23 protein-coding genes are annotated in these 24,708 nt (G+C 63.3%); 18 read left to right on the plus strand and 5 right to left on the minus strand.

Annotated features, from left to right (window positions below):
• Positions 1-360 precede the first annotated feature (360 nt).
• The 8 genes from LB533_RS17250 to LB533_RS17285 all read left to right on the plus strand — a co-directional run bounded on the left by LB533_RS17250 (position 361) and on the right by LB533_RS17285 (position 9,862).
• On the plus strand, positions 361-822 hold the full coding sequence (locus LB533_RS17250; RefSeq protein WP_140497287.1) for a MerR family transcriptional regulator: 462 nt from the start codon (positions 361-363) through the stop codon (positions 820-822).
• A 265-nt stretch (positions 823-1,087) separates the two neighbouring features.
• A complete protein-coding gene (locus LB533_RS17255; protein WP_140639930.1) occupies positions 1,088-2,878 on the plus strand; it encodes an acyl-CoA dehydrogenase in 1,791 nt (596 codons plus the stop codon).
• A gap of 110 nt (positions 2,879-2,988) precedes the next feature.
• On the plus strand, positions 2,989-4,158 hold the full coding sequence (locus LB533_RS17260) for an acyl-CoA dehydrogenase family protein (protein WP_140639929.1): 1,170 nt from the start codon (positions 2,989-2,991) through the stop codon (positions 4,156-4,158).
• Between the two features lie 31 nt (positions 4,159-4,189).
• Entirely contained in the window at positions 4,190-5,398 is a 1,209-nt protein-coding gene (locus LB533_RS17265) for an acetyl-CoA C-acetyltransferase (protein ID WP_140639928.1), read from the plus strand.
• A 14-nt stretch (positions 5,399-5,412) separates the two neighbouring features.
• On the plus strand, positions 5,413-7,632 hold the full coding sequence (locus LB533_RS17270) for a 3-hydroxyacyl-CoA dehydrogenase NAD-binding domain-containing protein (protein WP_224677810.1): 2,220 nt from the start codon (positions 5,413-5,415) through the stop codon (positions 7,630-7,632).
• A gap of 55 nt (positions 7,633-7,687) precedes the next feature.
• Positions 7,688-8,233, plus strand: coding sequence for a thioesterase family protein (locus LB533_RS17275; protein ID WP_140639926.1), 546 nt, complete (start codon positions 7,688-7,690; stop codon positions 8,231-8,233).
• 121 nt (positions 8,234-8,354) lie between these two features.
• Positions 8,355-8,999, plus strand: coding sequence for a helix-turn-helix transcriptional regulator (locus LB533_RS17280; protein ID WP_140496665.1), 645 nt, complete (start codon positions 8,355-8,357; stop codon positions 8,997-8,999).
• 11 nt (positions 9,000-9,010) lie between these two features.
• A complete protein-coding gene (locus tag LB533_RS17285; protein WP_348641692.1) occupies positions 9,011-9,862 on the plus strand; it encodes a thermonuclease family protein in 852 nt (283 codons plus the stop codon).
• Here LB533_RS17285 and LB533_RS17290 read toward each other — a convergent pair.
• Positions 9,828-11,474, minus strand: a complete 1,647-nt coding sequence (locus LB533_RS17290; RefSeq protein ID WP_140639925.1) for a lysine--tRNA ligase — start codon at positions 11,472-11,474, stop codon at positions 9,828-9,830. The two genes, LB533_RS17285 and LB533_RS17290, sit on opposite strands and share 35 nt — an antisense overlap.
• A gap of 160 nt (positions 11,475-11,634) precedes the next feature.
• Between LB533_RS17290 and LB533_RS17295 the strand changes: the two genes are divergently transcribed.
• Positions 11,635-12,042, plus strand: a complete 408-nt coding sequence (locus tag LB533_RS17295; RefSeq protein WP_140550041.1) for a tellurite resistance TerB family protein — start codon at positions 11,635-11,637, stop codon at positions 12,040-12,042.
• A 69-nt stretch (positions 12,043-12,111) separates the two neighbouring features.
• On the opposite strand, the gene LB533_RS17300 is transcribed toward LB533_RS17295, so the two are convergent.
• Positions 12,112-12,963, minus strand: coding sequence for a transporter substrate-binding domain-containing protein (locus tag LB533_RS17300; protein WP_140639924.1), 852 nt, complete (start codon positions 12,961-12,963; stop codon positions 12,112-12,114).
• Between the two features lie 238 nt (positions 12,964-13,201).
• Between LB533_RS17300 and LB533_RS17305 the strand changes: the two genes are divergently transcribed.
• The 3 genes from LB533_RS17305 (at position 13,202) to LB533_RS17315 (ending at position 15,450) form a co-directional block, all read left to right on the plus strand.
• Entirely contained in the window at positions 13,202-13,951 is a 750-nt protein-coding gene (locus LB533_RS17305) for a helix-turn-helix transcriptional regulator (RefSeq protein WP_224518984.1), read from the plus strand.
• Positions 13,952-14,047: 96 nt separating this feature from the next.
• On the plus strand, positions 14,048-14,686 hold the full coding sequence (locus LB533_RS17310) for an acyl-homoserine-lactone synthase (protein ID WP_140496654.1): 639 nt from the start codon (positions 14,048-14,050) through the stop codon (positions 14,684-14,686).
• Positions 14,687-14,700: 14 nt separating this feature from the next.
• A complete protein-coding gene (locus tag LB533_RS17315; RefSeq protein WP_140496652.1) occupies positions 14,701-15,450 on the plus strand; it encodes an enoyl-CoA hydratase-related protein in 750 nt (249 codons plus the stop codon).
• Between the two features lie 56 nt (positions 15,451-15,506).
• Here LB533_RS17315 and ppk2 read toward each other — a convergent pair whose 3' ends face one another.
• Complete coding sequence (gene ppk2 / locus LB533_RS17320; RefSeq protein WP_140639923.1) at positions 15,507-16,415, minus strand: polyphosphate kinase 2; 909 nt, start codon at positions 16,413-16,415, stop codon at positions 15,507-15,509.
• Positions 16,416-16,609: 194 nt separating this feature from the next.
• On the opposite strand from ppk2, the gene LB533_RS17325 reads away from it, so the two are divergent.
• The 3 genes from LB533_RS17325 (at position 16,610) to LB533_RS17335 (ending at position 19,816) form a co-directional block, all read left to right on the plus strand.
• Positions 16,610-17,875 carry a sensor histidine kinase gene (locus LB533_RS17325; RefSeq protein WP_140639922.1) on the plus strand — a complete coding sequence of 422 codons (1,266 nt, stop codon included), beginning with the start codon at positions 16,610-16,612 and terminating at the stop codon, positions 17,873-17,875.
• A 112-nt stretch (positions 17,876-17,987) separates the two neighbouring features.
• On the plus strand, positions 17,988-18,713 hold the full coding sequence (gene phoU, locus LB533_RS17330; RefSeq protein WP_140513249.1) for a phosphate signaling complex protein PhoU: 726 nt from the start codon (positions 17,988-17,990) through the stop codon (positions 18,711-18,713).
• Between the two features lie 95 nt (positions 18,714-18,808).
• On the plus strand, positions 18,809-19,816 hold the full coding sequence (locus LB533_RS17335; protein WP_140639921.1) for a magnesium and cobalt transport protein CorA: 1,008 nt from the start codon (positions 18,809-18,811) through the stop codon (positions 19,814-19,816).
• A gap of 120 nt (positions 19,817-19,936) precedes the next feature.
• Here LB533_RS17335 and LB533_RS17340 read toward each other — a convergent pair whose 3' ends face one another.
• Positions 19,937-20,455, minus strand: a complete 519-nt coding sequence (locus LB533_RS17340) for a GcrA family cell cycle regulator (protein WP_140639920.1) — start codon at positions 20,453-20,455, stop codon at positions 19,937-19,939.
• A 355-nt stretch (positions 20,456-20,810) separates the two neighbouring features.
• On the opposite strand from LB533_RS17340, the gene LB533_RS17345 reads away from it, so the two are divergent.
• The 3 genes from LB533_RS17345 (at position 20,811) to LB533_RS17355 (ending at position 24,091) form a co-directional block, all read left to right on the plus strand.
• A complete protein-coding gene (locus LB533_RS17345) occupies positions 20,811-22,010 on the plus strand; it encodes an aspartate aminotransferase family protein (protein WP_140639919.1) in 1,200 nt (399 codons plus the stop codon).
• Positions 22,011-22,024: 14 nt separating this feature from the next.
• Positions 22,025-22,936 (plus strand): ornithine carbamoyltransferase, encoded by a 912-nt coding sequence (gene argF / locus LB533_RS17350; protein ID WP_140580389.1) that lies wholly within the window; start codon positions 22,025-22,027, stop codon positions 22,934-22,936.
• A 123-nt stretch (positions 22,937-23,059) separates the two neighbouring features.
• Positions 23,060-24,091, plus strand: coding sequence for an Hsp33 family molecular chaperone (locus LB533_RS17355; protein ID WP_140639918.1), 1,032 nt, complete (start codon positions 23,060-23,062; stop codon positions 24,089-24,091).
• A gap of 199 nt (positions 24,092-24,290) precedes the next feature.
• Here LB533_RS17355 and apaG read toward each other — a convergent pair whose 3' ends face one another.
• Positions 24,291-24,683, minus strand: coding sequence for a Co2+/Mg2+ efflux protein ApaG (gene apaG / locus LB533_RS17360; protein WP_140639917.1), 393 nt, complete (start codon positions 24,681-24,683; stop codon positions 24,291-24,293).
• Positions 24,684-24,708 lie beyond the last annotated feature (25 nt).

Below are 24,708 nucleotides of genomic sequence, written 5' to 3' on the forward strand. Positions count from 1 at the left end.
CCCTCCCCCCCCCCCCACCCCCCCATAACGCGACCCGTAACGCACCGTAACGCGCTGCCTGTAAGCCATTGATACGGCTTTTCTATTTTTCAAGCTACGCTAACAACGCGTTAACCAAGCTTAAGAAGTTGCGACGAAGTTCGCGGTGAACCGCCCGCTGCGGCATAAAGCGCCGCCCGCACAACGCCCTTGCGTCATGAGAGGGCTATCGGTATAGAATTGACGTAAACGTAAAAGGCGCATCAAGCGTGCTGTTTGCGATTTGTTTGTCGAAACCACGGCTGGAAGCACGCCCCCGCTTTCAGTCAGGCATCGCTTGGTCCAGGACCGCGACGCCACAGACGGGGAAAGCCAGTGACCATGAAGCTTATCTCGGCCGGCGAGACCGCGGCCAATACCAACACTATATCCGTTGACTCGGGCGAGGACCTCGTCCGCATCGGCGAAATGGCCAAGAAATACGGCGTGACGCTGCGCACGCTGCGTTTCTACGAAGACAAGGGCCTGCTCAACCCACAGCGCGACGGTTCAACCCGCCTCTACACGCGCCGCGACAGGGTTCGGCTGAAACTGATCCTGCTCGGCCGCAAGGTCGGGTTCTCGTTGCGCGACGTCAAGCAGATGATGGATCTCTATGATCCCACCGGCTCCAACACCAAGCAGTTGCGGCTGGCATTGGACAAGTCGGAGAAGCAGCTTGCCCGCCTCCAGAAGCAGCGCACGCTCATCGATGACGCCATTAGCGAGTTGAGCACCTCCATGGCTGCCGTCCGGCAGATGCTGGTCGAGCGCTCGGCGCCGCAGGCGAGCGTCGCCGGCTGATTTGGCCTCGCCGCCTTGCGGCGCAACATCCGTGATCGACAAAAGCCGTGTGGCGAGCGCCACGCGGCTTTTTCATTGAGGGTCCTCCACATGAACTGCATCGCGTCCCGTTTGCTGCGGTGCAGGAGAAATTTTGTCGCATTGGCTGAATTGACGTTTACGCAAACGTCAATTTTTGTTATCTCCCGCTGCAACATGGGTCCGCATGCCGCCCTGACATGAATTTGGGGGTTTCGGATCAGGTTCCGCAGGGTGGAGGAAGAGCATGCCGATCTACAGGGCGCCGGTGCAGGATACGCTGTTCGTGCTCAACGAGGTGCTGGGCTACCAGCGCTATTCCAATCTCCCCGGCTTTTCCGATGCAACGCCCGACGTGCTGGAAGCGATCCTCGCCGAGGGCGCCAAGCTCGCGGAAAACGTCATGCATCCGCTCAACCGTGTCGGCGACATGGAGGGCTGTGTGCGCCATGACGACGGCTCGGTGACGACGCCGAAGGGCTTCAAGGAAGCCTTCGACCAGTATCGCGACGGCGGCTGGATGGGGTTGGCGGCGCCCGTCGAGTTCGGCGGCCAAGGCCTGCCCTATGCCGTGCATACCGCCGTGGCCGAGTATATGGTGTCGGCCAATATGTCGCTGATGATGTATCCGGGCCTGACGCAGGGCGCGATCGCGGCGATCATCACCCATGGCACCGACGAGCAGAAAGCCAAATGGCTGCCGAAGATGGTCGAGGGTGCCTGGACCGGCACCATGAACCTGACCGAGCCGCATTGCGGCACCGATCTGGGCCTGCTGCGCACCAAGGCCGTGCCGAATGGCGACGGCACTTACAAGATCTCGGGCCAGAAGATATTCATCTCGGCCGGCGAGCACGACATGGCGGACAACATCGTCCACCTGGTGCTGGCCCGCATCGAGGGGGCCCCCGAAGGGGTGAAGGGCATCTCGCTGTTCATCGTGCCGAAGCTCAAGCTCGATGCTTCTGGCAATCCCGATGAGAGGAACACCGTCTCCTGCGGTTCGATCGAGGAGAAGATGGGCATCCACGGCAATTCGACCTGCGTCATGAATTATGACGAGGCGCAAGGCACGCTGCTGGGTGAGGCCAATGGCGGTCTCAGGGCGATGTTCACGATGATGAACGAGGCGCGGCTCGGGGTCGGCCTGCAGGGGCTGTCGCTGTCCGAGATTGCCTACCAGAACGCCGTCGCCTACGCCAAGGACCGCTTGCAGGGCCGCTCGCTGTCGGGGCCGAAGGCGCCGGACAAGAAGGCCGATCCTATCATCGTCCATCCCGACATCCGCCGCAGCCTGATGACCATGAGGGCCTTCAATGAGGCCGGCCGCGCGCTGGCGCTGTGGACGGCGATCAAGTCGGACATCGCCCATCGCTCCGCCGACGACAAGGACCGCCAGGCGGCCGACGACTACACAGGGCTGATGACGCCGGTGGTCAAGGGCGTGCTCACCGACAAGGGCTTCGATCACGCCGTGATGGCGCAGCAGGTGTTCGGCGGCCATGGCTACATCGAAGAGCACGGCATGAGCCAGTTCGTGCGCGATGCCCGCATCGCCATGATCTATGAAGGCGCCAACGGCATCCAGGCGCTCGACCTCGTCGGCCGCAAACTGGGTCTGAACGGCGGCCGCGCCGTGCAGGCCTTCTTCAAGGAAGTCGGCGAGTTCTGCGAAGAGAACCGCGCCGACGAGAAGATGGCCCCCTTCACCAAGGCATTGAAGAAGAGCCTCAACGATCTTCAGGCGGCGACCATGTGGCTGCTGCAGAACGGCATGGCCAAGCCCGACAACGCCGGCGCCGCCTCGACCGACTACATGCATCTCTTCGGCCTCGTGGCGCTCGGCTATATGTGGGCGCAGATGGCGAGGGCCGCTCAAGGTAAGGCGGGCGCCAACGGCGTGTCGTCCTTCTACGACAACAAGCTGGTGACGGCGCGCTTCTTCATGGAGCGGATCATGCCGGAAACCGCGACGCGTCTCGCCCGCATCTCCAGTGGCGCCGATACGTTGATGGCACTGCCGGCGGAAGCGTTCTAGAAATAGTCCCTCTCGCTTGAGGGGAGGGCGGTCCAAAGGGCCGGGAGGGGTCGCCGCGACAGTGCGCGGATTTCAATTTCGATGGCAGACCTTGGGAGGAAGATCATCGCATGACCAACCCAGCCGAAATCCTTGGCCTGCCGAAGCCCGCCTGGGCGGCGGACGAGGTCGGCATGCTCTACGACATGGCGCACCGCTTTATGTCCGAAGAGATCGCGCCGCGTTACGACGAGTTCGAGAAGAACGAAATGGTCGACCGCGAGAGCTGGCTGAAGGCCGGTGCCGCCGGCCTGCTCTGCGCCTCCATGCCGGAGGAATATGGCGGATCGGGCGGCACCTTCGCCCATGAGAGCGCCATCATCGAGGCCATCGGCCATGTCGGCGTCGACGGCTTCGGCATCGGCCTGCACAATTCGATCGTCGCCCCCTACATCCTCCACTACGGCTCGGAGGAGCAAAAGAAGAAATGGCTGCCGAAGCTCGCCACCGGCGAACTGATCGGCGCCATCGCCATGACGGAGCCCGGCGCCGGCTCCGACCTGCAAGGCGTCAAGACGCGGGCCGAGAGGGACGGCAACCAATACAAGATCAATGGCTCCAAGACCTTCATCACCAATGGCCAGCTCGCCAATTTCATCATCGTCGTCACCAAGACCGATCCGGACAAGGGCGCCAAGGGGACTTCGCTGATCGTCGTCGAGACCGACGAGGTCGACGGCTTCGAGCGCGGCCGCAACCTCGACAAGATCGGCCTGAAGGCCAATGACACGTCCGAACTGTTCTTCAACGATGCGCGTGTGCCGACCTCCAACCTGCTCGGCCACGAGGAGGGACAGGGCTTCATCCAGCTCATGCAGCAATTGCCGCAGGAGCGTTTGCAGATCGGCACCGGCGCGATTGCCATGGTTGAGCGCGCGCTGGCGCTGACCATCGATTACGTCAAGGAGCGCAAGGCGTTCGGCAAGGCGGTCATCGATTTCCAGAACACCCAGTTCAAGCTGGCCGAACTGAAGACCGAGGCCACGATCGGTCGCGTCTTCTACAATGATTGCGTGGCGCGCCACATCGATGGCGGTCTCGATCCGGTGACCGCGTCGATGGCCAAGTACTGGCTTTCCGACCTGCAAGGCAAAGTCGTCGACGAATGCCTTCAATTGCATGGCGGCTATGGCTACATGAATGAATATCCGATCGCCCGCATGTTCCGCGACGCCCGCGTCCAGCGCATTTATGGCGGCACCAACGAGATCATGAAATTGCTGATCGGCCGCTCGCTCTGAGCATCGATCGGCAAACCCAAGGAGCAGGAAAATGGCCGAAGCTTACGTCTATGACGCCGTTCGCACGCCGCGCGGCAGGGGCAAGAAGGATGGCTCGCTGCACGAAGTGCCGGCAGTGAGGCTCGCCGCCAGGACGCTGGAGGCGTTGCGCGACCGCAACGGGCTCGACACCGGAAATGTCGATGACATCATCTTCGGTTGTGTCGACCCGGTCGGCGAGGCGGGGTCGGTCATTCCGCGCGCCGCGGCCTTCGAGGCCGGCTACGCGACCTCGGCGCCCGGCATGCAGATCTCGCGCTTCTGCGCCTCCGGCCTCGACGCTATCAATTTCGGCGCCGCCAAGATCGCCCAGGGCGCCGACGAGATCGTCATTGCCGGCGGTGTCGAATCGATGTCGCGTGTCGGCATGGGCGCCTCGGGTGGCGCCTGGTTCATGGACCCTTCGGTCGGCCTGCCCGGCTGGTTCGTGCCGCAAGGCATTTCGGCCGACCTGATAGCCACCAAATACGGCTTCAGCCGGGATGATGTCGACGCCTATGCCGTCGAGAGCCAGAAGCGCGCGGCAAAATCCTGGGCCGATGGCCGCTTCAAGAATTCGGTGATCCCGATCAAGGACCAGAATGGCCTCACCATCCTCGATCACGACGAGCACATGCGCCCGTCGACCGACATGCAGTCACTGGCCTCGCTCAATCCCTCCTTCGTCATGCCCGGCGAAATGGGCGGCTTCGACGCTGTCGCGGTTCAGAAGCATCCCGAGGTCGAAGAGGTCAACCACGTCCACCATGCCGGCAATTCGTCCGGCATCGTCGACGGCGCGGCGGCCGTGCTGCTCGGTTCGAAGAAGGCCGGCAAGGCCATGGGCCTGAAGCCGCGCGCCCGCATCCGCGCCTTCGCCAACATCGGCTCCGAGCCGGTGCTGATGTTGACCGGCCCCGTTGACGTGACCGAGAAGCTGTTGAAGCGCGCCAAGATGAAGCTGTCGGACATCGATCTGTTCGAACTCAACGAGGCCTTCGCCTCCGTGGTGCTGCGCTACATGCAGGCCTTCGATATCGAGCACGACAGGATCAACGTCAATGGCGGCGCCATCGCCATGGGCCATCCGCTGGGCGCCACCGGCGCGATGATCTTCGGCACCGTGCTGGACGAGCTCGAGCGCCGCGATTTGAACACCGCGCTGGTGACGCTGTGCATCGGCGCCGGCATGGGCACCGCAACCATCATCGAACGCGTCTGACGGGGAGAGAAACGATGAGCTACACCAATTTCGCCCTGGACATCGACGCCGACGGCATTGCACTGGTCACATGGAACATGCCGGACCGCTCGATGAACGTCTTCACCGAGGAGGTGATGCGCGAGCTGAACGCCATTATCGACAAGGTGGCGGGCGACGCCGCCATCAAGGGCGCGGTCATCACCTCCGGCAAGGATACGTTCTCAGGCGGCGCCGACATCGCCATGCTCCAGAAGATGCTGACGACCTTCGCGGCTGAAAAGGGCAAGGATGTCGAGAAGGCCACCAAGGCGCTGTTCGAAAACGCCGGCACCATGACCGGCCTGTTCCGGAAGCTGGAAACATCGGGCAAGCCGTGGGTTTCGGCAATCAACGGCACCTGCATGGGCGGTGCATTCGAAATGTCGCTGGCCTGCCATGGCCGCGTCGCCGCCGATTCCGACAAGGTGAAGATGGCGCTCCCCGAGGTGAAGATCGGTATTTTCCCGGGCGCCGGCGGCACCCAGCGGGTGCCGCGTCTCACCGACCAGCAGCAGGCGCTGCAAATGCTGACCTCCGGCCAGAACCTGTCGCCGCAGAAGGCGAAGTCGATGGGCCTGATCCACGAGGTCGCCGAGCCGGCCAAGCTGGTCGAGACTGCGAAGGCCATGATCAGGAACGGCCTCAAGCCGGTAGCGCCGTGGGACGAGAAGGGGTTCAAGCTGCCCGGCGGTCCGGTCTATTCGGCGGCGGGCGCCAATCTGTGGCCGCCGGCCATCGCCATCCTGCGCCGCGAGACCTATGGCAATTATCCGGCCGCCGCGGCGGTCCTGAAATGCGTCTATGAGGGCCTGCTGGTGCCGTTCGACACCGCGCTCAGGATCGAACAGCGCTATTTCACGGAGATCATGCAGACCAAGGAAGCGGCGGCGATGATCCGCTCGCTGTTCGTGTCGTTGCAGGAACTCAACAAGGGCGCGCGCCGCCCGGCCGGCGTGCCGCAAACCAGGTTCAAGAAGATCGGCATTCTCGGCGCGGGCTTCATGGGTGCCGGTATCGCCTATGTCACGGCCAAAGCCGGCATCCCGGTCGTGCTGCTCGACCGCGACATGGAGTCCGCCGAGAAGGGCAAGGCCCATTCGGATGGCCTGATCTCGGATCAGGTGAAAAAGGGTCGTGCCAAGCCCGAGGACAAGGACAGGCTCCTGTCGCTGATCACGCCGACATCGGATTATGCCGACCTTGCCGGCTGCGATCTCGTGGTCGAGGCGGTGTTCGAGGATTCCGCGGTGAAGAAAAGCGCCACCGAACAGGCGGAAGCGGCGCTGAAGTCGTCGGCGATCTTCGCGTCGAACACCTCGACCATTCCGATCACCGCCCTGGCCAAGAATTCGGCGCGGCCGAAGAATTTCATCGGCATCCATTTCTTCTCGCCGGTCGACAGGATGATGCTGGTCGAAATCATCCTTGGCAAGAAGACCGGTGACAAGGCGCTGGCCACCGCGATCGACTTCGTGCGCGCCATCAAGAAGACGCCGATCGTCGTCAACGACACGCGCGGTTTCTACGTTAACCGCTGCGTGCTGCGCTATATGTCGGAAGCCTACAAGATGTTGATCGAGGGCGTTCCGGCGCCGATGATCGAGAACGCCGCCAAGGCCGCCGGCATGCCGGTCGGCCCGCTGGCGTTGACCGACGAGACGGCCATCGACCTCGCCCAGAAGATCATGAAGCAGACCATCAGGGATCTCGGCGACAAGGCGGTCGACCCGAAGCAGATGGCGCTGATCAACACCATGGTCGACGACCACGGCCGCTTCGGCCGCAAGAACGGCAAGGGCTTCTACGACTATCCGGCCAAGCCGGCCAAGAAGAAGCTGTGGCCGGGCCTCAAGGAGCTCTATCCGCAGCTCAAGCCGGAGAAGGTCGACTATGCGGAATTGCAGCAGCGCCTGCTGGTTACCATCGCGTTGGAAGCGGCTCGGGTGATGGAGGAGGGCATCGTCACCGATCCGCGCGAGGCCGATGTCGGCTCGATCCTGGCCTTCGGCTTCGCGCCCTATACGGGCGGCGCGCTGTCCTACATTGACGGCATCGGCGCCGGGCAGTTCGTCAAGATCGCAAAGGGCTTGCAGAAGAAATACGGGGCCGAGTTCAAGGCCCCCAAGTTGCTGCTCGACATGGCAGAGAAGGGCGAGACTTTCTACCAGCGCTTCGACCCCCACGCGAAGGGCGACGTGAAGCAGGCGGCCTAAGCGTGGCCGGAATCAAAGGTGTCGCGACGCGTCCGAAAAGACGCGCCGCGCCCTAATGTATGTCTGGGGGCGCCTTGCGCGAATGATGGCCACGGCGCGCAGCCGTGGCTCTTACCAGATGGGTGACGAAAGCCGGTTGGCCTTTCGCTGCCTGCCGACGGACATCGATTTCAACCGCCATCTCAACAATGCCCGCTATATGATGCTGGCGGACCTTGGCCGCATCGATATCTTCATCCGCGCCGGCCTCATCACGCTGGCGAGAACGAATGGCTGGGCGCCGATGATCGGCGGACTGCAATCGGCCTATGTGCGTGAAATCAGACTGTGGCGGCGTTTCGAAGTGGTGTCTTCGATCGAGACCTGGCAAGGCAGCCAGGTCATCGGCAAGCACCGTTTCGTCCTCGACAATGGCGAGACCGCCGCATTGATCATGACGACGGCCGGCGTCTACGACCGCAACGCCCGGCGCTTTCTCGATATTGACGAGGTCGTCGCCGCGCTTGGCCGCTCCGCCCAGCCGCGTCCGCCCAGCGAAGCCGAGCGGGCGTTCATGGCCTCGCATCAAAACCTGCGCGATCAGGCCAAGCGGACCGGTTGACCTGGAAGCCGGAATTGGCGCGGCCAGCAAAGATGTGGTGCGATGGCACAGCCGGTGGACAAACCTTCATTCGAAGACTAGAAAGGAAAGGCATTTTTTCCTTTTTGCAAGGAGAGCGGAATTGCTCTCGCATGACCGTGTTTGGGCCGCCATCGACGCTCTGGCCGAGCGGTATTCGCTCTCGGCTTCCGGCCTGGCGAAGCGGGCCGGCCTTGATTCGACTGCCTTCAACAAGTCGAAGCGACTGTCGTCGGACGGCAGGCCACGCTGGCCCTCGACCGAATCGCTGGCCAAGATCATCGAGGCGACGGGCGCTTCGCTCGACGAATTCACCGGGCTGATAGAAGGTCGGGCCGGCCACGGCGCGATGCCCGCCCGCGGGCGTGCCGTTCCGCTGCTCGGCTTTGCCCAGGCCGGCGCCGGCGGTTTTTTCGACGATGCCGGCTTCCCGGCCGGTCAAGGCTGGGATCTGGTGGAACTGCCGGCGCAATCGACCGAGAGTTCCTATGCGCTTCAGGTGCAAGGCGATTCCATGCTGCCGCTCTACCGCAATGGCGACGTGCTCATCGTCGAGCCGGCAGCCCTCATCCGCAAGGGCGATCGCGTCGTCGTCAAGACGACGGGCGGCGAGGTGATGGCCAAGGTGCTCGATCGCCAGACCGCCAGGTCGATCGCACTGGTTTCGCTCAATCCCGATCATCCCGACCGCGACATTCCCATGCGCGAGGTTGAATGGGTGGCGCGGATCGTCTGGGCAAGCCAATAGGGTGCGGGCGGGTGCGGCTTCCTCATCTTGTCCTTGCGGTTCTGATGATCGCGGTGATGGCCACCCTGGTGGTCGCCGGCGGCCGCGCGCTGAAGGGCGGCGAAACTGCCGTCGCGGTGGAACAGATCGATCCGAGCGCCGATACGGTCTCCGAGCCAGGCACCGACGGCGTGCCGGAGGAGCCGGCCACATCGGCCATTGCCGCTCCGCCGCCGTCTGCCGCTAGGCCGCACTCGCGTGCGATCGATCCCCAAGTCGTCGCGCCGCCGGAGCTTCCCGGCAAGGAACTGGAGCGGGTGGAGCCGCGTGCGCCGTTGAGCAAGCTGGCGCTGGCCATGCCGCCCAAGCCGAAAATGCCGGACGACTGGAAAGGGACGAAGCTGTTCCAGCCGGTCGCGCCCGCCGCCGGACTGATCGAGGCGAAGGGCTATTCGGTCGCGGTTTCCGGCATCGAGATCATCGGGCAGGACGAGACCTGCACCTCGGACGGTAAATCCTGGCCCTGCGGTGTCCGTGCGCGCACGGCGTTCCGCGCCTTCCTGCGCGGCCGGGCGGTGGTCTGCGCCGTGCCGCCGGAAGGCGGCCGCGACCTGATCGCGGCCGACTGCCGGATCGGCAAGCAGGATGTCGGCCAATGGCTGGTCGAGAACGGCTGGGCGCGCGCCGCCAAAGGCGGCCCTTACGTCGAAGCCGGGGAAAAGGCGCGCAGCGAAAGGAAAGGCATTTTCGGATCGGCGCCAAGCCTTTCAGGCGTGCCTTCGATGCCGGCCGTGCCCGCCCAGGCCCCGCAAGCGCCGGGCTCGATCCTGGAAGAGGTCGGCGGCATTCTCAAGCCAGCTGACCAGCCAACGCCTTCTGAATGAGCCCGCGCGTCTCGGCGATGCCGTAGAGTGCCGCGAACGAGCCGAAGCGCGGTCCGCGCTCCTGGCCGATCAGCACCTGGTAGATCATCTGGAAGAAGGCGCCCGAAACGCCGGGACCACCTTCGGGGCTCTTCTTGGAATGATCCTGATAGCGTTCCACCTTGCGGGCGACATTGAGCGCGGCGTTCTGGATCGCCTCGCCGTCCGAGCCCGCCGGCAGCGCGCCAAGCGCCTGATCCAACGCTTCCAGCGCCTGCCGCTCGACGTCGTCGGGCGCGCGGAAGGTCTTCGTCGGCTTCACGAAATCGTCGAAATAGCGGATTGCATAACCCGTCAGCCTGTCGAGCTCAGGGTGGGTCGCCGGCGTCACGCCCCGCACATGGCGCGAGATGAAGCCCCACAGCACGTCCTTGTTCTGCGCATTGGAGGCGCTGACCAGGTTGAGCAGCAGCGAGAACGGAACGGGCATGTCGATGGCGGGCGGATTGCCGTCGTGCATGTGCCAGACCGGGTTGCCCAGCCGTTCCTTCCAGTCCTGCCTCCGATAGGCTGAAAGGAAGGTGTAATATTCGTCCACGGCCCGCGGGATGACGTCGAAATAGAGTTTCTTGGCCTGCCGCGGCCGCTGGTACATATAGAGGCCCAGGCTCTCCGTCGGCGCATAAGTCAGCCACTCGTCGATGGTCAGCCCGTTGCCCTTGGATTTGGAGATCTTCTGGCCGTTCTCATCCAGGAACAGCTCGTAGACGAAATGCTCCGGCGCGTGCCCGCCCAGGATGTTGCAGATGCGGTCATAGACCACCGCATTGGTCTGATGGTCCTTGCCGAACATCTCGAAATCGACCCCAAGGGCCGCCCAGCGCATGCCGAAATCGGGCTTCCATTGCAGCTTCACCTTGCCGCCGGTAACCGGCAGCGTGGTCTCGGTACCGTCATCGTCGAAGGTGATGGTGCCCGCCTTGGCATCGACATGCTTCATGGGAACGTAGAGCACGCGGCCGCTCCTCGGCGAAATCGGCAGGAACGGGCTGTAGGTCGCCTGCCGCTCCTCGCCCAGCGTCGGCAGCATCACCGCCATGATCTGGTCGTAGCGTTCGGCCGCGCGCAAGAGCATCGCGTCGAAGCGGCCGGTCTTGTAGTACTGCGTCGCGCTGGCGAACTCGTAGTCGAAGCCGAACGTGTCGAGGAAGCGGCAGAGCATCGCGTTGTTGTGGTCGGCGAAACTCGCATAATCGCCGCCGAAAGGGTTGGGTACCGAAGACAGCGGCTTGTGCAGATGCGGCTCCAGCGCCGCGCGATCCGGCACGCTGTCGGGTATCTTGCGCATGCCGTCCATGTCGTCGGAAAAGCACAGCAGCTTGGTGGCGACCTTGTCCTGCGTGATGACGCGGAAGGCATGCCGCACCATCGAGGTGCGTGCCACCTCGCCGAACGTGCCGATATGCGGCAGGCCGGACGGGCCATATCCGGTTTCGAAGAGCACCGTCTGCGGGAGTTCGCGACCCTTGTAGCGCTCGATGATCTTGCGGGCCTCCTCGAACGGCCACGCCTTGCTTTCGGCGGCCGCCGTCAGCACTTCGGGATTGAGATCGATGATGTTTGATCCCGCCATGTCACTGTTTTCCAAAATTAGACGCCGGCAAAGCCGCAAATGAGGATTTTCAACCGGTCTCTATGCGCGCCTGACCGGAGCGTCAACGAGCGCGGCGCTTTTTCCTTGCAGCGCAGGGAACGCGTTCCTACCTTCGCAGCCCGTATCGAGGAGTTGTTGAATGCCGACCCCGCATGAAGCGCTGATCTACCTGATGGTCATCACCTCCGCCTCCGACCGCGACATGACGGATGTCGAGCTGGCGCGGATCGGCGAGGTCGTCCGCTCATGGCCGGTGTTCGAGGATTTCGACCACGACCGCCTGGTTGGCGTCGCCCAGGCCTGCCAGAAGAAGCTGCATGAAAAGGGCGGGCTGGAGGGTGTCCTGGCAGGCGTGGCCGAGGCCCTGCCGGAGCGCCTGCGCGACACCGCCTATGCGGCCGCCTTCGAGGTCGCGGCCGTCGATCTCGAAATGCGGATGGAGGAGGTGCGGGTGCTCCAGCTCATTCGCCTCAAGCTCGATCTCGACACGCTGACCGTCGCGGCGATCGCCCGCGCGGCCAAGGCGCGCTTGCGCACGTTGACCTGAGGGGCGACATTCAACCCGACCGGAAGAAACTGATCGGGACCGGATCAGAAAAAGCTGACCGGGACCGGATCAGAAGAAACTGACCGGGAAATAGCGCAGGTAGAACTCGGCGAACGTGCCTTTCAGCGAAATCTCCTGCAGCGCGTAGTCGAGAGCGGCGGCCAGCGCCGGGTCATCGGATCGGGCGGCGATGGCCATGCCTGAACCCAGATATTCCGGCGCCAGATAGGGTCCGCCGGCAAAACGGCAACAGCCGGCAGCATCCGAACCGCCCAGCCAGAATGCGAAACGCATGCCATCGCCGAAGGCGGCATCGATCTTGCCGGCCTTGAGGTTGGCGTAGAGGTCTTCCGGCCTGTCGAAGGTGACGACCTGAACGGTGTTGAAATAGTCGCGCAGCATGCGCTCATGCGCCGAGCCTGATATCACGCCGACACGCTTGCCGCGCAGCTTGGCGAACAGCGGCTCGGTCAGCGCCTCGCCCCTCGGCATGATGAAGCGCGCCGGAAATTGCAGGTAGGAGCGCGAGAAGGCGTATGTCTGGCGTGACTGCGGCGTCGCGGCGATGCCGGCGATGATCGCTTCGCCTTCGCCTTTCTCAAGTGCTCCTTCGAGCTCGGCCCACGGCAATGCCTGGATCTGACATTTGTCGACGATGCCGAGCTCGGCGCAGATGGCGCGCGCCAGGTCGATGTGGAAACCGGACAGTTTTCCCGCGCCGTCCAGGAAGTTGAAGGGCGGGAAATCGGTTGTGGTCAGGAACCGCAGCCGCGGCAGTGCGGAGAGATCCGGTTTCGGCAGCCGCTCCTTGGCATCCCACAGCACCGGCACCTGCGGCTCGGCCGCGCGCGCGTCCTCACCCGACGCCAGCGACGCGATCAGCATCGACGCAAGGACGAGGGACCTCCGCTGGAACGCCATGATAAATTTCCACCGCACCTGTGTTCGCATCGGTTCTGGTACGAAAATAGTACAGGCACAATGCTTTTTGATTTCAACGCGCCGATTTCAGGATATGCTTTAGCAGGTTTGCAAACAGCAGTGGCTGCCCTGGTGGGGGACCAGGGTCGAGAACCACAACCACAAGGGAGCGCTTTGCAATCCATGGTCGGTGGCGAAGTGCCAACAAGGCACGGATCATCGATCTCAACGAGGCAACATGGGGTTTGATGTTGCGATGGGTCAGTTCGATCGCACGTTGGAATACATAGATCACCTGCAGCATGCCGGAACGGCGGCTGCGGTTTGCGAGAGGCTGTTGGGCATAACGTCGGATTTTGGCCTGACCGCTCTGATGGCGGGCACCGTGCCGCAGCCGGGCACGCCGACCGGCCAGCAAAAGCAGCATGTGCTGCTTTGCGACTGGCCTGTCGAATGGCTGGAGCGCTACGTGGCGCGCAACTATGTCGATCACGACCCGATCGTCAGCCACATGAAACAGTTGCAGGCGCCGTTCCAATGGCGGGAAGCGGCCCAGGGCGTTAGCATCGACAGAAGCAGCGGCGAAGTGATGGGCGACGCCGTCGTGTTCAAGCTGCGCGACGGGCTGGCCTTTCCGCTGATCACGCTCGATGGCCAGATCGTCATGGTATCGCTGGGCGGCGAGGCCGTGGAACTGTCCGCCGCCGAGTTCGGCCTGGTGTCGCTGGTGTCGACCTATGCGGTGGGCCGCGCCATGCAGCTTCACACGAAGGCCAGCAAGACCATTGATAATGTCGAGCTGACGCCGCGCGAACGCGAATGCCTGCAATGGGCCGCCGTCGGCAAGTCTGAATGGGAGATTTCGCAAATCCTCGGCATCTCCGAACACACGTCGGAGAAACACCTCCTTAACGCCAAAAGCAAACTCGGCGCCGTCAACCGCGTACAGGCAGTCGCTGAAGCGATAAGGCGCGGCTACATTAGTTAGGTCGGCCGGGTCGGCCTAGAAATTCCTGCCTACGTGATCGCGTAATTTTCTTGCGAGGGCACGGCCGTATCTTCCTCTTGAACAGGAGACGGCAAAATGATTTTTTCCCTTACAACAAAAGAACTGATGGAACATCCCGATCTGTGGGAGGCCGTGCATCGGCTGCGCTACAGGATCTTTGTCGAGGAAATGGGGTGGGAGGACCTGCGGCGCCCCGATGGCTTCGAGATCGACCAGTTCGATCATGACGAAGCGGTGCATCAGATCGTCATCAGAGGCAACGAGGTCGCGGGCTATCAGAGGATGTTGCCGACCACGCGGCCACATCTCTTGACCGAGGTGCTGGCCGATCTTTCCGTGGGAACGCCGCCCTCGGGTCCGAACATCTGGGAACTGACCCGCTATGCGGTGGCCCCCGGCTTTCGCGACGGCCGCCGAGGCGTCTCGACCGTCGGCACCGAGCTTATTGCCGGCTTCGTCGAGTGGGGTCTGAAGCGCGGCGTCGACAAGGTGATCATCGAGTTCGAGCCAATGTGGGTGCTGCGTGCGCTGCAGCTGCATTTCCTGGCCACGCCGCTGGGCTATCAGCGCACCTATGGCAACCAGCAGGTCGTCGCGACGCTGCTCACCTTCAACGAGCACACGCTGGATGTGGTGCGTTCGCGTCGCAATCACCACGCTCCCGTTCTGGCCAGGGGATATCCCGATATGTTCGGGCAAAGGCGGGCGTCATGAGATCGGAAACGGCCATGAACGCGCACCCGCAACCCGAACTGCGCAACCACACGCTGATCGTCACCGTATCGTCGACCGACGGCCGGCCGGTGCTCGACAGAAGGGCCTATGAAAGCCTGGCAAGGACGTTCCACGAAGCCGCCGACAATGACGACGTTCGTGTCGTCGTGCTGCGCGGCCTGGCGGGCTGCTTCTGCCTCGGCGGCGATTTTTCCGAATTCCTCGACGCTACCAAGCACCAGAAGCTGATCGCCGCCGTCACCGACATGTTCCGCACGCTGGCGACGTTCCCCAAACCCATACTGGCCTGTGTCGACGGCGATGCGGTCGGCGTCGGCTGCACCATCCTGTTCCATTGCGACATGGTGATCGCGTCCGCCGAAAGCACGTTCCGGGTGCCGTTCGTCGATTTCGGCCTGGTGCCGGATGCCGCGACCAGCATTCTGGCGCCGCAGAAGCTCGGCTATGCCGGCGCCTTCCGCTTTTTCTGCCTCGGCGACACGCTGCGCGCCGACGACGCCAGGGCGCTCGGCCTAGTCGCCGAGATCGTTTCCGAAGGCAGCGTCGAGGAGGCAACGCTCGGCCGGGCAAGGCAGCTCGCCAGGAAGCCGGTCGCCGCCCTGCTGCAGACGCGCGGCCTGCTCAAGGGGAACCCCGCGGAACTTTGCGAACGCATCGATCAGGAGATTTCGCTGTTCCAGCAGGCGCTGCAGGACGACACCACGCTGCGGCGGCTGCAGCGGATTGCCCGGTTGGCAGCCTGAGCGTCGCGCCGAAGGCGTTGCGCCACGCGGTCCAGTGCCGCGTGGCGCAGGCACCGTCAGTCCTGTTTTGCCAGGAATGACGGCCCTTCGCCGATGATTTTCTTGTCTTCCTTGCCGATGATGTCGAGGTCGCGGCCGTCATAAGGCAGCGACAGGAGGATGCGCCGCATCACCGCCAGCCGCGCGCGGCGCTTGTCGTTGGCACGCACGATGATCCAGGGAGCGAATTCCTTGTGGGTGCGCTCGAACATGGTATCGCGCGCCCTGGTGTAATCGTCCCACTTGGTAATGCCGGCAATGTCGATCGGCGAAAACTTCCAGCTCTTCAGCGGACTGTGGCGGCGATCGTGAAATCGCTCGAGCTGCGTTTCCCGGCCGATGTTCAGCCAGAATTTGAAGAAGTGGATGCCGTCATTGACGATCATCCTTTCGAAGTGCGGCGTCTCGTCGAGAAACTTCTCGTGCTGTTCGGGCGTGCAGAAGCCCATCACCGGTTCGACGCCGGCGCGGTTGTACCAGGAACGGTCGAACGTGACGAATTCGCCCGCGGTCGGGAAGTGGTCTGCATAACGCTGGTAGTACCATTGCCCCAGCTCGGTCGGCGTCGGCTTGGTCAGCGCCACGTTGCGTGCCGTGCGCGGGTTGAGGTACTGGCGCAGGACGAAAATCGTGCCGCCCTTGCCGGCCGCGTCGCGGCCCTCGAACAGCGCCATCATCCGCTTGCCTGTCGACAGCAGCCACGCCTGCGCCTTGACCAGCTCGATCTGCAATGCCTCGAGCGTCTCGTCATACTCGTCGCTTTTCATCTTCTTGTCGTAGGGATAGCCGCCCGCGGTCAGCTTACGCTCCTCGACCCAGTCCGGCAGTGCCGGATTCTCGATGTCGAACTCCCGCTCCTTGCCGTTGATCCTGAGCTTCAGCGGCCCCGGGGTCGGCGCGGCGGTGTTTTCCTTGGCTTTTTTCATCGAGACGAACCTTTCCAGCTTACGGACTCGTGCTATTGAGCCATTGCAGTGCCGCGCGCCGCTTCAGACGCAAGGGGCGCTGCACTTTTGGATTTTGCGCATGATCCTTTCCGAAAATCGATTCTGATTTTTCGGCGTCATGCGCCAGGCCGGTCCAGCGAAATTGCCGGACCGGGAGCGGGGCGCAGGCGCGAATGGCGGACCAGGGCGCAGACGAGAAGGGTATGGCGCAAGCGCTTGCCGCGCGGCTGTGGAACAGCCGATGGCTGCTCGTCGCCGGTCTTGTCGCGGTCATGGCGGTTTATGCCTTTGCGGGCATTTCCGCCTATGTGCTGCTGCCGGCGCTGGCTTTGCTGCTGGTGGCGGCGATGATACCGGCTGGAGCCACGCGCCAGCCCGGCGAAAGCGGCGCGGCGATCGAGGCCATCGGCCTGCAACGCCTGTCCGGCGAATATCTGGCGGCGGCCGTCGCCGACCCCTTGATCATCTTCGACCATGCCGCGGCCATCGTTCATGCCAACGCCGCCGCCTTCGCCGCCTTCGGCGGCATCGCGCCTGGCGTATCGCTGTCGCTGAAATTCCGGGCGCCGGAAATGCAGGCTCTTCTGGACGGCGTGCTGTCGGGCGAGGTCGCGTCGGATGTCATCGACTACACCGAGAGGCTGCCGGTCGAGCGGACGTACCGGGTCAGTGCCTCCTCGGTCGGTCACGGCACCGATCTCTATGTAATGGTGTTCAAGGACCAGAGCGAAGCGCGCCGCATCGACCGCATGCGCGCAGATTTCATCGCCAATGCCAGCCACGAATTGCGCACGCCGCTCGCCTCGATATCCGGTTTCATCGAAACGCTGCGCGGGCCGGCCCGCAACGATCCGGCGGCGCGCGAGCAGTTCCTGCAGATCATGCAGAACCAGACCGGCCGCATGGCACGCCTGATCGATGACCTTTTGTCGCTGTCGCGGCTGGAGATGAAGCCTTATCTGCGGCCGGGGACGGAGGTCGATCTGCGCCAGACCGTCGACAGCGTTATCGATTCGCTGGCCCCGCTGGCGCGCGAAAACGGCGTCGTCATCGAGCGGGATTTCGCCGGCGGCCCTCTCGAAGTGCCGGGCGACCGCGACGAACTGTTCCAGGTCTTCGAGAACCTTCTGGAAAACGCCTGCAAATATGGGCAGTCGGGCGGCCGCGTGGTGGTGTCGATCGCGCGCCGCGACCCCGAGGGCGAAGCGGGCATCGACGTGACGATCAGGGATTTTGGCCCCGGCATTCCCGAGGAGCACATTCCGCGCATCACGGAACGCTTCTATCGCGTCGACGTCGAGAGCAGTCGAACCCAGAAGGGCACAGGCCTTGGCCTGTCGATCGTCAAGCATATCCTGACGCGCCACAACGCCAGGCTCTCGATCAAGTCCGAAGTCGGCAAGGGTGCCGCCTTCTCGGTTCATTTGCCGGCGGCCTGAGCCGCCCTAGTTTTCAGGGTGCCATTTCTTTTTTCTGTCATCCGGTTAGCGTATCAGCGGGGATTCGAGGAAACGACTCAAAATCAGATCATCCGTGGGAAGGCATTCGGTCATGCAGTCCGTGCACATAGTCAGCGCCTATGACGAGGAGCTGAAAGATCTGTCGAAGCGCATCGCCGCCATGGGCGGACATGCCGAACGCATGGTCGAACAGGCGATCTCCGCTCTGGTCAACGCCGATCCCGGCCTTGCCCAGAAGGTGATCCGCGACGACGCCGTCCTCGACGAAGGCCAGCGCGAAATCGACGACAGGGCAATCATCATCATCGCCAGGCGCCAGCCGATGGCGACGGACTTGCGCGAGATCGTCGGCGCAATCCGCATCTCGGCCGATCTCGAGCGGGTCGGCGATCTTGGCAAGAATGTCGCCAAGCGTGTGGTGGCGGTTGCCGACGGGCGCCAGCCGACCAGCCTGTTCCGCGGCCTCGAAGCCTTGGCCGACCTGGCGTTGACCCAACTCAAGGAAGTGCTCGACGTCTACGCCTCGCGCTCGGTCGAAAGGATCGGCTTCGTACGTGACCGCGACGACCAGATCGACGCCATGTACACGTCGCTGTTTCGCGAATTGCTGACCTACATGATGGAAGATCCGCGCAACATCACGCCTTGCACGCATCTGCTGTTCTGCGCCAAGAACATCGAACGCATCGGTGATCATGCCACCAACATTGCCGAGACGATCTACTATATCGTCACCGGCGACCAGATGCCGAGCGAGCGGCCGAAGGGCGACAAGACGGACAAGATCGGCCTTTCCGCAACGCAGCCGGTCAAGTGAACGCACTTTCTCTCGAACGCTTGGTCGTATTGCGCTAGACTATCCCCAGGCAAGCCTGCTGTTCCCCAGGGAAGGCAGTGCTTCGGGAGGCTGCGATGGAATATGTCCGGGATTTCAAGCCCGCGCCGCCGACATCGGCCGTCATCGCCTCCAGCGTCTACACGGCCGGGCGCCGCATCGCCGACATCCCGATCGAGGAAGCCGGCGAGTGGGCCAGGAAAGCGGGCCACGTCGTATGGATCGGGCTGCTTGAACCCGATCGCGAGCTCTTGTTGCGCGTCCAGGCTCAATTTCATCTGCATGAGCTAGCAATCGAGGATGCGGAGCATCCGCACCAGCGGCCGAAGATCGAGCAGTATGGCGATGCGCTGTTCATCGTCGCCCGCACCGCGCAGCTGATCGAGGGCCGCGTCACCTTCGGCGAGACGCATCTGTTCGTGGGCAGCGGCTACATCGTCAGCGTCAGGCACGGCCCTTCGACATCCTATGCTGCGGTGCGCCAGCACTGGGAAAGCTGCCCGCATTCACTGGCCAAGGGCGAGGATTTCGTCCTCTATGCCATTCTCGATTTCATCGTCGACAACTACATGCCGGTGCTCGAGCAGATCGAGGATGAGGTCGAGGCGATCGAGGACCGGGTCCTGCTGAAGCCGATGAGCGGCCCCGATATCGAACGCCTTTATATGCTGCGCCGCGATCTGTTGCGGCTGCGCAATGCCGCACTGCCGCTGGTGGAGGTCTGCCGACGGCTGACCAGCGCCGACCTGCCGCAGATCCATTCAGCCATGCACCCGCTGTTTCGCGACGTGACCGACCATATCCGCACCGTCCAGGAAAAGATCGACAGCTTGCGAGAAGTGCTGGCCTTCGCCTTCGAGGCGAGCCTGCTGGTGGGCCAGAGCCAGGAAACGGCGATCTCGAAAAAGCTCGCCTCATGGGCGGCAATCCTGGCTGTGCCGACAGCCTTCGCGGGCATATACGGCATGAATTTCAGCGACATGCCGGAACTGAAAATGGAATGTGGCTACCCGATGGTGCTGCTGGCGATCGCGCTGATCTGCAGCTTCCTCTACTGGCGGTTTCGCAAGAATGGATGGCTGTGAGAGTAGGGCAGTAGGGCAGTAGGGCAGTAGGGCAGTAGGGCAGTAGGGCAGTAGGTTAAGAGAACGCTCGGGAGCGGAAATTCAAAACATACTGCCCTACTGCCCTACTGCCTTAGCCCCTTATCGATTGCGCCTCCGCTCCGCGGCCGGCTGGAACGCCACGCGGGCATGGTATTTACAATAGGGGCCGGTTTCGGCGGCTTCGTTGCCGCAGAAATTGAAGTCCTCCGACAGCGGATCGCCGTTCGGCCATTTGCAGGTGCGCTCGGTGAGTTCGGTGAGCTGGAGGTGCCGCGAGATCGGCACCACCACATTCTCGACCGGCCGGATATAGTGGCGGGCCACCGGCTCGGCATCGAACTGCGCCTGCAGCGCCGTTGCTCCGATCGACGTCGTGACGTGGCGGGTCGCACTCGCGGCGCGCGGCACCGATTTCTGCGCGCCCGACCCTTGCGCCGTCTTCTTCTGGCGTGCCGGCGCCGCCGTGGCGCGCCCGCGGCCCGACAATTTCAGCCGGTGCACCTTGCCGATGACGGCATTGCGGCTGACCCCTCCAAGCTGGGCAGCAATCTGGCTTGCGCTCAGACCCTCCGACCACAGTTTTCTCAAGAGTTCGACCCGCTCGTCAGTCCAATTCATGACCGCGCTCCTGCTAAGCGTACGGCAATCAGAATCCCTTCCCGGCCCAGCACCACTGCTGGGGCAGACACCACATATATCTGGTGATTAGGTCCGCCGCACGAAATCTAGTTATTTCCCGACTACAACTACCTTATGCGCTGACTCGGTGACAAGAGTCCGAAGTGCAACACGAATCGGTTTTTTCGGTTTTCCCCAACTTGCCAGCTCACTTATGAGCCGGCGTCCCGTCGGGAGGCTTGCCGCGCGCCACTACGCGACGTTTTCGTTGACTTCATGGCTGAAAAACCCGATAAGCCGCAAAGGCCGCCGCTTTGGCGGCTTTTTTGATTTTCCGGTTCCGGAGACGCATATAATGAGCGGTTCGGCGCTTTTCGAGACCTTTGCTCGCGCACCCCTGGCCTTCGACCATGGGGAAGGCACCTGGCTGGTTACCGACAAGGGCGAGCGATATCTCGATTTTGCCGGCGGCATAGCCGTCAATTCGCTGGGCCACGGCCATCCGCATCTGGTTGCGGCGCTCACCGAGCAGGCTGCCAAGCTCTGGCACGTCTCCAATCTCTACGAGATCCCGGGGCAGAGCCGACTTGGCGAGCGGCTGGCCGACGCCACCTTCGCCGACAAGGTGTTCTTCACCAATTCGGGCGCCGAGGCGCTGGAATGCGCGATAAAGACGGCGCGGCGCTACCATTTCGTCAAGGGGCATCCCGAGCGCTTCCGCGTCATCACTTTCGAAGGCGCCTTCCATGGCCGCACGCTGGCGACCATCGCCGCCGGCGGCCAGTACAAATATCTCGAAGGTTTCGGCCCCAAGGTCGAGGGTTTCGATCAGGTCGGCTTCGACGATATCGACGCCGCCGAAAAGGCGATCACGCCGGAGACCGCGGCGATCCTGATCGAACCGGTGCAGGGCGAGGGCGGTATCCGCCCGGTGCCGACACAATCGCTGAAGCGGCTGCGGCAGCTCTGCGACCAGCACGGCCTGCTGTTGATCTACGATGAAGTCCAGTGCGGCATCGGCCGCACCGGCAAGCTGTTCGCTCATGAATGGTCGGGGGTCGCTCCAGACATCATGGCCATCGCCAAAGGCATTGGCGGTGGCTTCCCGATGGGCGCCTGCCTTGCCACCGACGAGGCGGCTGTCGGCATGACCGCGGGTGTCCACGGCACTACGTTCGGCGGCAACCCGCTGGCCATGGCGGTCGGCAATGCCGTGCTCGACGTGGTGCTGGAGGAGGGCTTCCTGGCGGATGTGCAGCGCAAGGCGCTGTTGTTGAAGCAAGGGCTGGCAGGGGTGGCCGACGAATTCCCCGAGGTCATCGAGGGCATCAGGGGCACGGGGCTGATGCTGGGCCTCAAATGCGCCATGCCCAACGGCAAGGTGAACATGGCGCTGCGCGACCAGCATCTGCTCGCGGTTCCGGCTGGCGACAACGTCATTCGCCTGCTGCCGCCGCTCACCGTCACGGACAGCGAGATCCATGAAGCGCTCGAGCGCATTCGCGCCGGCGCCAAGACCCTGTCCGAGGCCATCGCCGCTGAAGCCGCGAAGTAATTCGAAAGCTCCTGATGTCACTTCGTCATTTCACCGACCTCTCCGCCGTTTCCGAAGGCGACCTGCGCTCCATGCTGACCGACGCAGTGGAGCGCAAGGCGCGCCTCAAGGCGGGCGAGCGGTCGAAACCGCTCGAAGGCAAGGTGCTGGCGATGATCTTCGACAAGCCGTCGACGCGCACGCGCGTCTCCTTCGATGTCGGCATGCGTCAGCTTGGCGGCGAGACCATCATGCTGACCGGCACCGAGATGCAGCTCGGCCGCTCCGAGACCATCGCCGACACAGCCAAGGTTCTGTCGCGCTATGTCGATGCCATAATGATCCGCACCACCTCGCATGAGCGGCTGCTGGAGCTGACCGAGAATGCGACCATCCCGGTGATCAACGGGCTCACCGACGATACCCATCCTTGCCAGCTGATGGCCGACATCATGACCTTCGAGGAGCATCGCGGTCCGGTCGCCGGCAAGACCATCGCCTGGACTGGCGACGGCAACAACGTGCTGCATTCGCTGCTGGAAGCCTCGGCGCGGTTCCGCTTCAACCTCAACGTCGCGGTGCCCGAAGGCAGCGAGCCGGCGCAGAAGCACGTCGACTGGTCAACCGCACATGGCGGCAAGCTCTCCTTTACCCGCTCGCCAGAGGAAGCCGTCGACCAGGCCGACTGCGTCGTCACCGACTGCTGGGTGTCGATGGGCCAGGAGCACCGCGCCCGCGGCCACAACGTGTTTTCGCCCTACCAGGTCAACGCCAAGCTGATGGCCAAGGCAAAGCCCGACGCGCTGTTCATGCACTGCCTGCCGGCGCATCGCGGCGAGGAAGTGACCGATGAGGTCATCGACGGTCCGCATTCGGTGGTCTTCGACGAGGCCGAGAACCGGCTCCACGCCCAGAAGGCCGTGCTTGCCTGGTGTCTTGGGGCCTGAAGTGGACTTGAAGTGTCTTGGCGCTCGACGTGCCGGGGAACTTGATCTCCGGAGGCGCGATGCCTATCTGCGCGGCATCACGCAAATCAAGCGCGTTTAGACGCATGCTCCCCAAAGGGCGGCATGGCCGCGCCCTGGAGCTTTGTCATGCTGGAAACCCATCAAGTGGCTGAACATCACCCCAAACTCGGCGAATTCGGTTACGCTGGCGATGATCACGTCGTGCCCTTCGAGGTCGGTCCGCTCGATGTGCGCGGCCGCACCGTGCAGCTCGGGCCGATGCTCGATGCGATCCTTGGCCGCCATGACTATCCCGAGCCGGTCGCCCGGCTGCTGGCGGAAGCCTGTGTGCTGACGGTGCTGCTAGGCACCTCGCTCAAGTTCGAGGGCAAGTTCATCCTGCAGACCCGCACCGACGGGCCTGTCGACATGCTGGTCGCGGATTTTTCCACGCCCTCGGCGCTGCGTGCCTATGCGCGCTTCGATGCCGACCGGCTGGAGGCGCTGATTGCGGCCGGCGAGACCTCGCAGCAAACGCTGCTCGGCAACGGTGTGCTGGCGCTGACCATCGACCAAGGTGCCCACACGCAGCGCTACCAGGGCATCGTCCAGCTCGACGGCGAGACCCTGGAAGAGGCCGCGCGCACCTATTTCCGCCAGTCGGAGCAGATCCCGACCGATCTCCGGCTTTCCGTCGCCAAGCTTTTGACGCCCGGCCCCGGCGGCGCGCGCGAGCAGTGGCGGGCGGGCGGCATCCTGGCGCAGTTCCTGCCGCAGGCCTCCGAGCGCATGCGCGTTCCTGACCTGCCCGGCAGGGATGGCGATCCGCGCGAGGAGATCCACGATCCCACAGACAATTCCTGGCAGGAATTGCTGGCGCTGCTCGGCACCATCGAGCCGACCGAACTGATCGATCCGACCATCGGCGCCGAGCGGCTGCTCTATCGTCTGTTCCACGAGCATGGCGTGCGCGTCTTCGGCGGCGTTCCCGTCGCCGATCAGTGCTCATGCTCCCGCGACAAGATCCGCGGCATCCTCGAGGGCTTCTCCGCGCAGGAGATCAAGGACAGCACCGAGGACGGCGGCATCCACGTCGCCTGCGAGTTCTGTTCGACGCAATATGACTTCGACCCGGCCGAGTTTGCGGCGCAGTGAAGTGCTTCGTTCTCCTCGTCACTATACGGGGAGAAGGTGCCGGCAGGCGGATGAGGGGCAGCGCTGAGTTCGGCGTTAGGGCAGTCTTCATTCGGTGCGCGAGATAGATCTCCAGAGTCGGCGCCGCCCCTCATTGTCCTGCCGGACATTTCTCCCCCGTATAGTGACGGGGAGAAAGAGGCTGTCGCCGCCGCTTTCGCTAATTCACCGTTCGCCTCGTCCCTGGCAGATCCAGCGAAAACGCGGGGATAGCGATGTCGAATGTCTCGCCCCGCTCGTTGCGCATGGTGTAGTGGCCGACCATGATCCCCGACGGCGTCGAGAGCGGACAGCCCGACGTGTATTGGTAGCTGTCGCCGGGATTGAGTTCGGGCTGATCGCCGACCACGCCGGCGCCTCGCACTTCCTCGACCCGGCCGGCGCCGTCGGTTATGTGCCAATAGCGCGATAACAGCTGCACGAATTCGTCGGACTGGTTGTCGATCGTTATCTGGTAGCCCCAGACGTAGCGGTTTTCCGTAGGATCCGAGCGGTCCTCGAGATAGAACGGCCTGACCTGCACTTCGATGTTGCGCGTGACGGCGCGGTACATGAGCGGCTCCAAAACAAATCCGGTG

This window comes from Mesorhizobium sp. BR1-1-13, from assembly GCF_020165515.1.
Taxonomy (GTDB): domain Bacteria; phylum Pseudomonadota; class Alphaproteobacteria; order Rhizobiales; family Rhizobiaceae; genus Mesorhizobium.